This is a genomic window from Anaerolinea thermolimosa, from assembly GCF_001050195.2.
Taxonomy (GTDB): domain Bacteria; phylum Chloroflexota; class Anaerolineae; order Anaerolineales; family Anaerolineaceae; genus Anaerolinea; species Anaerolinea thermolimosa.
In genome coordinates this window covers 2,677,995-2,688,993 of sequence record NZ_DF967965.1, presented here as the reverse complement: position 1 = coordinate 2,688,993, position 10,999 = coordinate 2,677,995, and the positions used below count along the sequence as shown (strand labels likewise).

At 61.1% G+C, this 10,999-nt stretch carries 8 protein-coding genes; 4 read left to right on the top strand and 4 right to left on the bottom strand.

What is annotated here, in order from left to right:
* The 3 genes from ATHL_RS12235 to ATHL_RS12225 all read right to left on the bottom strand — a co-directional run.
* Positions 1-931, bottom strand: a 931-nt coding sequence (locus tag ATHL_RS12235) for a TadE/TadG family type IV pilus assembly protein (RefSeq protein WP_062194107.1), incomplete at its 3' end; no start/stop codon positions are given.
* Positions 932-946: 15 nt separating this feature from the next.
* Entirely contained in the window at positions 947-2,800 is a 1,854-nt protein-coding gene (locus tag ATHL_RS12230; protein ID WP_062194105.1) for a vWA domain-containing protein, read from the bottom strand.
* 1 nt (position 2,801) lies between these two features.
* A complete protein-coding gene (locus tag ATHL_RS12225) occupies positions 2,802-3,662 on the bottom strand; it encodes a TadE family protein (protein WP_062194095.1) in 861 nt (286 codons plus the stop codon).
* Between the two features lie 195 nt (positions 3,663-3,857).
* Between ATHL_RS12225 and ATHL_RS12220 the strand changes: the two genes are divergently transcribed.
* Positions 3,858-6,116 (top strand): hypothetical protein, encoded by a 2,259-nt coding sequence (locus ATHL_RS12220; protein WP_062194093.1) that lies wholly within the window; start codon positions 3,858-3,860, stop codon positions 6,114-6,116.
* Position 6,117: 1 nt separating this feature from the next.
* On the opposite strand, the gene polX is transcribed toward ATHL_RS12220, so the two are convergent.
* Positions 6,118-7,860 (bottom strand): DNA polymerase/3'-5' exonuclease PolX, encoded by a 1,743-nt coding sequence (gene polX / locus ATHL_RS12215; protein ID WP_062194090.1) that lies wholly within the window; start codon positions 7,858-7,860, stop codon positions 6,118-6,120.
* Between the two features lie 171 nt (positions 7,861-8,031).
* Here polX and ATHL_RS12210 point away from each other — a divergent pair, with 171 nt between their 5' ends.
* From ATHL_RS12210 to ATHL_RS12200, 3 genes are all read left to right on the top strand, one after another.
* Positions 8,032-8,859 (top strand): LLM class flavin-dependent oxidoreductase, encoded by an 828-nt coding sequence (locus tag ATHL_RS12210; RefSeq protein WP_062194087.1) that lies wholly within the window; start codon positions 8,032-8,034, stop codon positions 8,857-8,859.
* Between the two features lie 36 nt (positions 8,860-8,895).
* The gene (locus ATHL_RS12205) at positions 8,896-10,050 is read left to right on the top strand and encodes an MFS transporter (protein WP_062194085.1); all 1,155 of its coding nucleotides are present in this window, start codon (positions 8,896-8,898) and stop codon (positions 10,048-10,050) included.
* A 78-nt stretch (positions 10,051-10,128) separates the two neighbouring features.
* On the top strand, positions 10,129-10,986 hold the full coding sequence (locus ATHL_RS12200) for an aldo/keto reductase (RefSeq protein ID WP_062194082.1): 858 nt from the start codon (positions 10,129-10,131) through the stop codon (positions 10,984-10,986).
* The last annotated feature ends 13 nt before the right edge of the window (positions 10,987-10,999 follow it).

Below are 10,999 nucleotides of genomic sequence, written 5' to 3'. Positions count from 1 at the left end.
TGGTGGCGGTAGGAGAGGTGGTGGGGGTGGGGGTGTCGGTGGGGCCGGTGGAAATGCCACTGGTCAGGCCGGTGACGCGCGAGGCGCGGAATTTTTCGACCAGGCCCTCGCGGGTGGAATGGAGGCGCAGGGTGGGCCACCAGCTGCTCAGGAAGGGGGTGATGAGGGTATGGCGGTAGGTGAGGGTCACCCGCACGCGGTCGCCCGGGCCGCCGGCATCGTCGGTGTAGTAAATGACAGTGTTGTCAGAAGTTCTGGCCTTCAGGCAGAAGGTGGGATACTCTGAGTCCGGGTTGGAGGGATCGTAGTACTGCTTGTTGCGGTCGTAACGGAAGAACCAGCTCTTGGAGGGGTCAGAAGTGTTCTCGTACTTGCGGTTCGAGCAGATGGACACGGTAAAGAAGTTGGGTTCCTGAGGCATGCCGAGCAGGTCGGCTTTGTTGCTCAGGCCGCTGATATCGGTGGGGTAAGTGGCCAGGTACTGGAGGTAGTCGCCCGAAACGGCCGGGTCCCAAGAGATGCCCGTTGCCCCGGCCAGGGCGGCGTCTTTGATGGATTGCAGGCGCGCCCAGTCCTGCAGGGCGTTGGTTTTCTCTTCCCAGTCGGCAATACCCTGGTTGTAGGGCACGCGGCAATCGATGGACCCATCTTTACTGTCATCGGCCTGCAGGCTGGAGGCGGAGACGCCCAGCTGGGGGGCTACCGCCTGGATGGCCTCGTCGCAGTACTGGATGTCGTAGTTGCCGGTGACGGCGTAGCGCACGGCAAAACGCGCGCCGTTTTCAAGCGCGAGCCAGGCCTGCATGATGCGCCCGAACTCGATGACGCCGAAGACGAGCAGGAGCAGGATGGGCAGGGCCAGGGCAAACTCCAGCAGGCCCTGGGCACGGGCGGTTACGGGTTTTCGGGTTGATAAAGCGTGTGCTTTCATCGCTTCCCCCTTCTTCTAGTGGGTGATCTTGGTGTAAATGCGGCTGGCGATGTTATCGAAAATGGGGAGGAGGTCATCGCCGACCGCCGCGTAATAGTACTGACCACAGGAGGTCTTCTTCGGCGCTGGGACGCCCAGGCTGTTTTTGCACTGGTCGGTGACGCGGTCGCCGTCATCGCCCACGGCGGCCATGTAGCGCAACAGGTCTTCGCCGTAGGAGATGGCCGGCCCCAGCCCGATGGTGTAAATGGCGATGTCGTTCCCCAGCGGCTCGTTGGGGTTGTAACGCGGGTCGGTTAAGTTGGCGGCATTACGCACCACGGTGAGAGCGGCTTCGTCGGTCATGTCCAGGGCGTAGTCGTACGGCGAGTAGTTGGAAGTGAGCGGGTTGCGCAGTTCCCAGGTGGAGCCGGGCGGGCAGGTTTTACTGCTATCGGAAGGTGTGGTCTTGTTGTAATCGATGCAGTAGCGGGGCGAGAAGTCTTTATCGGTGCAGAAGACGCTCCAGTACTTCTTGGTGCAAAAGCCGTACGGGAAGGAAGCCGGAATGCGGTCGGGATCGCTGAAGGTGCGGTAGGTATCCGACATGTTCACCGCACCGTCCGAAAGGAAGACGATCACCCACACCGCGCCGGGGCGGCCCTGCGCTTTCAAAATCTCCGAGGCCTGGCGCATGCCGCAACCGGTGCAGGTGGAGACGAGCGAGAATGGGTTGAGGTAAGAGCCGTAGCCGGTATCTGCCAGCCACTGGCGGGCGACGGTGTCATCGTTGGGGGTGAATTTGCCGTCCTTGTCCCAGTCGAAAGCATCCAGCATGGTGTCGTCATCGCAGGGAATGCCTTTAGCTTCATCCCAGCGGTTGTCGTCCAGGGTGCAGGGGAGGAGGGGGTCGGCGTCGGCGCCATCGCCGTCGCGGTCTTCAGGGTTGGCGGTGTTGACGAGGTTGAGGTGGTTGCGCCACTCGGGCCACATGCGCGCGTAGGGGGCGTCGTCGTGCAATTTGATGGACTGAATTTTATTGATCACGGTGGCGCGGTTGCCCCCTACCAGGGGCATCAGATCGAAGACTTTGTGGGCTTCGGTGTCAAAAGTCACCAGAGAGATGCGGTCATAGCCTTCGTAGAGGGTGTCTACCAGCTTTTCGGCGGCATCCAGCGCGTCGCGCAGGGGGTAGCAGGTGCTCTTCTGGATGACGTTCCCCGCGGCATCGGTCACCGGGTTGCACAGAGAGGGGTCGTAATCGGAGCTGGTGGATTTGCCGTAGCCGGTGGTCTTGAACACATTGCAGTTGAAGTAATCGGCGCCTTTGGGGTCGGCACATTCACTGGCCATGGATTCGGAAGTGTCGATGACGAGCACCAGTTCTACCGCGGCGGCCTCAGCGGTGGAGTTGGTGGAGAGGGAAATGTTGTTGAACCCCAGCAGGGAGAGGAAGTAAAACGGGGTGCGCTGGCGCGCCTCGACCCACACCAGCTTGCGCTGGGTTTCTCCAGGTTTGGGGCAAAGGGCGAAGAACTGCGGGTGTTCGGTCTCCAGGGAGGCATCGGTCGTGTTATCGCCGTCCCGGTCGCAGATGAGCACGTTGAGGTCCAGCACCGAGGGAGAGGTATCAATGTTGTGGGCCTTGAGCACTTCGAGGCTGGCGGCGACCATTTCTTCGTATCTGGCGCCGCGTTTGAAGTTGTTGGCGGCGGCCACGGCGGCGGCATCTACCGCGCGTTTGAGCTGGCCGTAAGACACATAGGCCACGCCGGCATCCACCGCCAGACCGACGAAGAAAAGCAACGCCAGCAGAGAGACGGCAAAAATGACCAGCACTTGGCCGCGAGAACGTTTGGAAGGGGAGGGAGGGAGAGGTTGAGGAGTCATATCAGGGTTTGGTTGTGGCGGTTGGAGCCGCCGCGGGGAGAGGCATGAGGGTGTAAGCGTGAAGCATGAGCGGGTTGGGGATAAAATCGGTCAGGATGGGCACCCCGAGGATCTGCTGATGGCAGTAGAAGATTTCCACGGCCACGAAGCCGCGGTTGGCATTGACCGCGGCAGGGGTCACATCGCTGGGAAACTCGCCGCTGGAAAGGTTAAGCTCATCCTCCAGGCGGGCCTGGGTGTAGTGAGGTTCGGTGCGCACTACATTGCCGCGGCAATCTTTCTTCCAGTTATCGGTGGCCACGTAGGTGCCGGTTTTGTGGTTGGAGAAGGCCCAGTAGAAACTGGTGTGGCCCTTGTAATCAATGACTGATTCGGCCCCGTTGGGGTGGGTGGCAGCGATGGAATTGTCCTTTTTAACCGTGTAAAGGCTGATGACGATGTCATCCGTTTCGGGGTTGAAATCCAGGTACTGGTTCATGCCGTTGCACCACCAGAGGAGGTTCCCCCCGCCGAGGTCCTGCCCGTTGGAAGCCAGGGCGGCTTTGCATTCAGTCTGGGCTCCATCCGTATCAGGTGGGGAGAAAACGCACGCAGTGTCCCAGTAGAAGTTGAAGCGGTCGCCCGTAAAGCAGTTAAGGTCGGAGACGACGGGGGCGAACGGGTCGCGGATGGAGGCGAAGCGGGCGGCCTCGCGGGTGAGGTCGAGCGCGTCGAGGTAGTGGCCCACGAAGTAGGCCACCTCCACCAGCCCCAGCAGCATGATCAGCAGGATGGGAAGGACGAGGGCCAGCTCCAGGAAGGACTGGCCGCGTGGACGCGCCCGAAAGAAGGGGAAGGTAAGCCGGCGTTTGTTGGAGGACATGGCAAAAGTCTTGCACCTGTTCGGTTTGTGAATGGGATGGCCCTTTTTGAATGGCAGAGAAAGGCCCTGCTGTTACAATACCGGGCGGCGGGGGTGGTGTCAAGAGGATAGGGAGAATTGTAAGGAAGGTTCAACGGGTTTGTAACAAAAACGAGACATTCTTATGTATAATCATCTCGCAGAGGAACAGGAGCCTTGGCAGATCTGACGTTAGACTGGGTCAATCAGGAAGCCGGTCAGGAGCAGGGGCGCCCGGCAGGCTGGTACGCCGCAGGTGCACCCCGGCGGGCAGCGCGCCTGCGCGCCCAGGACCGGCTGGTGCTCTTCTTCGCGCAGAGCGGCACGGCGCCGCTCAGCCCGCATGTCCAGCAGGAGATGCTCTCGCGCCTGGCCGAGACGTACTTCACCGCGGCGGGCTCGGTCACTTCAGGGATGCGCGTTACCGCCGAACGTCTGAACGAATTTTTACTCAACCGTAATCTACGCGCGGCACGTCAGGGCGGGCAGGTGATCGGCAACCTGGCGATGGCCGTGATGCACGGTGAGACGATTTACCTGCTGCTGGTGGGGGCGGTGCAGGTTTTCGCGCTCAGCGCGCGGGGAAGCGAACGTTTTGGCGACGCCGCGGCGCGCGGGCTGGGACAGGCACGGGTGGTGGCAGGGCGTTACTTTACGATTGCAGTAGAGGCCGACCTCACCCTGCTGTTTGCGGCTCCGACTGCCCCGGACTGGCCGGAAGATACCCTTCAAAGCTGGTGCGGGCTGGCGATGGATGAGCTTCGTGCGCGGCTTGCTCAAAGCGCGCTGGATGTGCAGGCCGGTCTGGTGCGTCTGCAACCGGGCCGGGGTGAGGTGCGCTGGCTACGCATGGAGCCTACCCGGCAGTCCGCGGCATCAAACGCGCCTGCATCGGTTGCTTCAGGGGGGCAGGTGAGCGGCCATTATTTAAGCGGCAAGCCCCTCGTTGCGGGAGGCACCCTTCCTGAGAAGGCCGTTGAGGTTCCCGAGACACCCCCGTCAGAGCCCCCGGTTCAGCGGCGAGACAGCCGTCCACCTGAAGGCGCTTCATTCCCGCGGCGCCCGAAACCCGCCCGCCCGGTGCGCGAGAGACACGCTCTCTCCCCGGCCTGGGCGGCTGCGGCGGGTCGCCTCGCGGGGGCGATTGCCTGGTTGCGGGCACGCTTCGCCTGGTTGCGGGAGCAGGCTTCAAGGCTGGCGGCACGGGTACTGCCTGACCAGCCCGCGGCGGGGCTTAACCTTTCGCCTTCCACGATGCTTTTCATTGCGCTGGCAGTGCCGTTGATGGTGACGGCTGTGGCGGCGACCGTGTATTTTCAGCGCGGGCGGGGAGAACAATACCGCGCTTACCTGCGCACTGCGGCACAGTTTGCCGAGCAGGCGGCGGCGGCAGGCGATGAGGCACTGCGCCGTGAGGACTGGAATCAGACGCTGGCCTGGCTGGACAAAGCCGCCGGTTATGGCCACTCGGAAGAAGCCGATCAACTGCGGCAGAAGGCGCAACATGCCCTGGATGAAATGGAGGGCATTGTGCGCCTGAATTACCTGCCTGCGGGCAGTCCATTACCTGAAGGGGTGGTGGTCACCCGCATGGTGGCAACGATCAGCGATGTGTACCTGCTCGATGGGCAGATCGGGCAGGTTTACCGGCTTTTCCGCACCAGCCAGGGGTATGAGCTGGACTCCCGCTTTACCTGCGGGCCGGGGAAAGCCGGGGCGGTCATCATTGGCCCACTGCTGGATATTGCCCCACTGCCGCCGGTGAATGAGTTCAAGGCCACTGTAGCAGGCATCGATGCGGGGGGCAACCTGGTGTTCTGTGCGCCCGGGGTGAGCGGCTTCAGCAGTATGACCCTCATCCCGCCGGATATCAACTGGGGCGCCATCAGCCGCATGACCATCTTCCAGGATACGCTGTATGTGCTGGATGCCAAAGTGAACGCGGTGTACCGCTACTTCAGGAGCGATGGCATGTTGTTTGCTTCTCCGCCCCGGCTGTATTTCGACAACCAGATTCCGCACATGACCGATGTGATCGACATGGCGGTGGATCAGGAGTACCTCTACCTGCTCCATCAGGATGGGAGTATGACCACCTGCTCGGCTTCGGGCTTCACCACCGAGTGCACCGATCCGGCTCCCTACGGCGATTCACGCCACGGCCGTGTGCCGGATCCGCTCACCTTTGAGGATGCCCGCTTTATTCGGATGCAAACCACCCAGCCGCCCGATCCCTCGCTCTACATCCTTGATGACCGGGCGTCCTCGATTTACCACTTCAGTTTACGCAAGTTGAACCTTCAGCGGCAGTACCGCCCGCAGGTGGAGCCCGAATACCCGCTGCCTGCGAAGGCGGCGACGGCTTTCGTCATCACCCCCAACCGGCGGGCTTTACTGGCGTTTGGCAACCGGGTTTTCTACGCGCCGCTGCCGTAAGTCAGCGTTTTCCACGCTGTTTCAGCCAGTCCAGCAGGCGGTGAGTCTCCCAGGTGTTGATTACCTGCGGGGCTTCCAGCCAGGCGCGGCGTGCCACGGCCACCCCGAAGCGCATCTCGTGCAGGCCGCCCGGGGCGTGGGCGTCGGTGTTGATGACGATGGGAATCCCCAGCGAGGCCGCGTAACGGGTGTGAGCGTCATCGGCATCCAGGCGTGAGGGGCTGGCGTTGATCTCCAGCGCGGTGCCATTTTCCTGCAGAGCGGCAAACACGGCCTGCCAGTCGAGGTCGGCGCCGGAGCGGTCGGGGAGGAGGCGCCCGGTGGGGTGGGCGATGATGTCGACATGGGGGTTGCGAATGGCGTTGAGCAGGCGCGCGGTGATCTGTTCGCGGGGCTGACGCAGGCTGGTGTGCAGCGAGGCGATGACGAGGTCGAGGCTGGCAAGCACTTCATCGGGGTAATCCATGATTCCGTCGGATCGGATGTCTACCTCGGCCCCCTGGAGGAGGAGAATCTGATCACCGAGCTTTTGCTGTACGGCGGCAATCTCAGCTTTTTGCCGGGGGAGGTCTTCGGGTTTCATGCCGCCCACGATGCCCATGTAGCTGGAATGATCGGTGATGGCCAGCACGTGGTAACCATGCTGGATGGCGGCGCGGGCCATTTCCTCAATGGTGGAGACGCCATCGCTCCAGGTGGTATGGCAGTGCAGGTCAGCCCGGATGTCTTCCAGGGTCACGAGGCGGGGGAGGGCATGACGGGCGGCGGCTTCAATCTCTCCGCGGTCTTCGCGTAATTCGGGGGGAATCCATTCCAGACCGAGCGCGGCATAAAGATCGGCTTCATCGGCGATGCGCCTAAGGTTCCCCGCTTCATCGAGGAGGCCGCGTTCTGAGAGCGAAAGCCCCTTCTTTTGCGCCAGTTCACGCAGGCGCACATTATGGTCTTTGGATCCGGTGGCGTATTGCCAGAGCGCCCCAAAGGATTCGGGAGGCTGGGCCCAGAGTTGAATGCGCGCCCCATCGCGCAGTTCTATGCTTGATTTGTTTTCTCCCTGGCCGAGGGTGCGGGCCACCTCGGGGTGGGAAGTAAAGGCTTGCATGAGGGCAACCGGATCGCGGTGGGCGATCACCAAGTCGAGGTCGCCGATGGTTTCTTTCCAGCGGCGCAGGCTACCGGCGGGTTCGGCACGTTCAACCCCGGCCTGAGAGCGCAGCCAGCCCAGCCAGCGCTGGGCGGCCTCCCAGGCGCGGCCCAGAGTCATGCGCCTGCTGCGTTGAGCGAGGCTGGCAATGCCTGCCAGGATGCTGGCCTCGGATTTCTCTCCCATGCCGGGCAGAGACCGCAGGCGGCCCTCTTCTGCGGCTTTTTTAAGGTCGTCCAGGGTGAGAATGTTGCATTCTTTCCAGAAGAGGGCCACTTTTTTAGGCCCAACGCCGGGCACTTTAAGCAGTTCGAGGAGCGAGGGGGGCACTTCTTCTTCGAGCCGCTCCAGAAAACCCAGGCGGCCCGTCTGAAGCAATTCTTCGATTTTCTCGGCAATGGCTTTCCCGATGCCGGGCACGCTGGTCAGTTCGCCACGGGCGGCGATGGCGCTGGCTTCTTCGCCCAGGGCGCGCAGGGTTTCAGCGGCGCGTTCATAGGCGCGGATTTTAAAAACCATTTCGCCCTGAATTTTCATCAGGTTGGCGATACGGTCGAAGACGTCGGCAAGTTCCTGGTTGGTCATGTGGAGCTCCATCATTATCGAGTATCCTGGTCGATTATAGTCCAGGTGAGGGGGAAAAATCCAACTGACGGCATGAGGGGAAGTGCCGAAGAGGCCCGTGGTATACTTTGGCAAAGAGCAGGTAAATGCGCGCCTGCGGGCTGGAGAGTATGGGGGGCGCATCCCCGGACAGGGAGCACACCAAAAATGAAGTATGGAATTGTCCTTCCTTATAACAGCGCCCGGCGTACGGCTGAGCTGGCACGGGAAGCCGAGCAAGCCGGCTGGGACGGCATCTTTGTGGGGGATGCCATCTGGTGTGAAGATCCTCTCATTGCACTCACCGCCGCTGCGATGGTTACGGAGCGTGTTGCGCTGGGAACGATGGTGCTGGCGATGCCGCTACGCCGTCCGTGGCATCTGGCGAGCGAGAGCCTGGCGATCGACCGCCTCAGCCAGGGACGGCTGATTTTAGGGCTGGGGGCAGGGGCAGTATGGATGGGCTGGCAGGGTTTCCCGGATGTGCCCACCGATCCTCGCATCCGCGGTGAATTGCTGGATGAAAGTATCGACCTTCTCACCCTTTTCTATCAGCGAAAGCCCTTTGATTATGATGGAAAACACTTCCATCTCAGACTCAGCCTGGTGGATGAAATGCACTACCCGCCGCGTCCGGTGCAGCAACCGCGCATCCCCCTGTGGGTGGTGGGAATCTGGCCGAAGATGAAATCCATGCGGCGAGTTCTCAAGTGCGACGGGCTGATCCCGATGAAGTTGGATGAACGGGGCGAGTATACCGAGGTGAAGCCCGAAGACCTGGCCGTGATGAGGGCCTGGTTGATGGAGCACTCCCCGCAGGGTAAAACTTTTGATCTTCCTGTTGAGGGGAAGAGCTACGGTCTGAGCCCCGACCAGAGAGAGGACGTGATTGCCCCCTGGATAGAGGCAGGGGCTACCTGGTGGATTGAATCGAGCTGGGGAATGGATGAGGAAACGCTTCTCGGTTGCATTCTCCAGGGACCGCCCCGGAGCTGAATTCCCCTTCAAACTTTCATATTGGTCTGGAATCAGATGCGAATTTTTCTTTTACGTGCCAGATGGGTCTATTTTTTGTTTTACGGCGCCTGGGCGGCCTTCATTCCGTTTCTGCCGTTGTATTACCAGAGCCTGGGATATAAAGGCGGGCAGATTGGCCTGTTGACCAGCCTGGTACCACTGATTACCCTGGTGGGCGCCCCGGTGTGGGGTGGCCTGGCCGATGCCACCCACCATCACCGCAGGGTGCTTCTGGGAGCCATGCTCGGCGCTATGGCCGCCGCCGGGGTGATCCTGGGGGCGCGCTCGCTGGGATGGCTGGCGCTGGGCATTGGAGCTTATGCCTTTTTCAATGCGCCGATTGTGCCGCTGGTGGATCATTCGGTGCTGAGCATGCTGGGGGAGCGGCGGAATGAATATGGCAGAATTCGCCTGTGGGGAGCCGTGGGCTGGGGGCTTTCGGGCCCGCTGGCAGGCTGGCTGGCCGGGAACTATGGGGCTTCGGCGCCCTTCGGGCTGTATTTGCTGGTGATGGGGCTGGCCTGGCTGATGACTGCAGGGCTGAACGTATCACCCGGCGTGGGAAGCGGGAATTACTGGAAAGATGCCCGGCTTCTTCTGCGTGAACGGCGCTGGTGGTTCTTTTTACTGGTGGTTTTCTTTGCCGGGGTTGCAGGTTCGACGGTGAATAATTACCTCTTTCTGTACATGGCTGAGCTCAACGCCCAACAGACGCTCATGGGGCTGGCTCTGGCGGCGGCCACCGTCAGTGAAGTTCCGGCGCTCTTTTTTTCCAGTAAGCTGGTGAAGCGGCTGGGAGCGCGTGGGGTGGTACTGATGGCGCTGGGGGCTTACATTGTGCGCCTGCTGCTCTACTCGGTCATCCAGGCTCCCTGGCAGGTATTACTCGTTCAACTTCTCCACGGCCTGACCTTCGCCTCGCTGTGGGCGGCGGGCGTTGCCTATGCTCATGAACTGGCTCCGCGCGGCCTGGGAGCTACGGCGCAAGGCGTCTTCAATGCCACATTGATGGGCCTGGGTGCCATCACCGGGGCACTCACGGGCGGCTTTTTGCTGGAGCGCCTGGGCGGGGCAGGGATGTTCCGTGTGGTGGCCCTGGCGGTGCTGATTGGGGCGTTGATCTTCCTGGTGGCTGACCGCCGTCAGCGGCAAAATCATCCCATCGGGTGAATTGCAGGACAGCCAGCGGCCGGTTATAATGATCGTGAACGGTAACGGAAGAAAGGTGTTTTGGAAAGGAAGGTGGTTATGATTCCCAAGCTTCAATTCGGTCGAACCGGGCATCTGAGTACACGTACACTGTTCGGAGCGGCTGCTTTTTATAATGTGACACAGGCTGAGGCCGATCAGACCATGGAGGTGTTGTTCCAGTACGGGATCAACCATATCGATACTGCGGCCTCGTACGGCGATTCGGAAATTCGTCTTGGGCCCTGGATCGAAAAGCACCGCCATGAGTTTTTCCTGGCCAGCAAGACCGGTGAACGCACCTATGAAAAGGCGCGTGCTGAAATCCGCCGCTCGCTCGAACGGTTGCGCACTGACCATCTTGATCTGATCCAGCTCCATGCGGTCATCGAGGATGAAGAACTGGAACAGGCTCTTGGCCCGGGGGGCGCTCTGGAAGCTGCGCTGGAAGCCAGAGAAGAGGGGCTGGTGCGCTTCATTGGGATCACCAGCCATACCCTTCATGCGCCAGTGATCCACCGCAAAGCCCTGGAGCGATTCGATTTCGACTCGGTGTTATTACCTTATAACTTCATGCTTATGCAGAACCCGCAATACCGGGCGGATTTTGAGGCCCTGGAACGCATTTGCAAGGAACGGAATGTGGCCATGCAATTGATCAAGACGGCTCAGCGCCGGCCTTATGGTGATGGCCCTCACACCCACGCGACCTGGTACCAACCCTTCGATGACCCGAAGGCACTCACGCTGGCCATCCACTACGCGCTGGGACGCGAGGGGGCATTTATCAATACGGCTGGCGATATTCATGTGCTGCCTAAAATTCTGGAAGCCGCCAGCAACTTTGAGAAAGCCCCGACCGACGAAGAGATGCTCGCCATGCTTAAAGAACAACAGGCCGAGCCTCTCTGGGCATAAGGATCATGGAAAG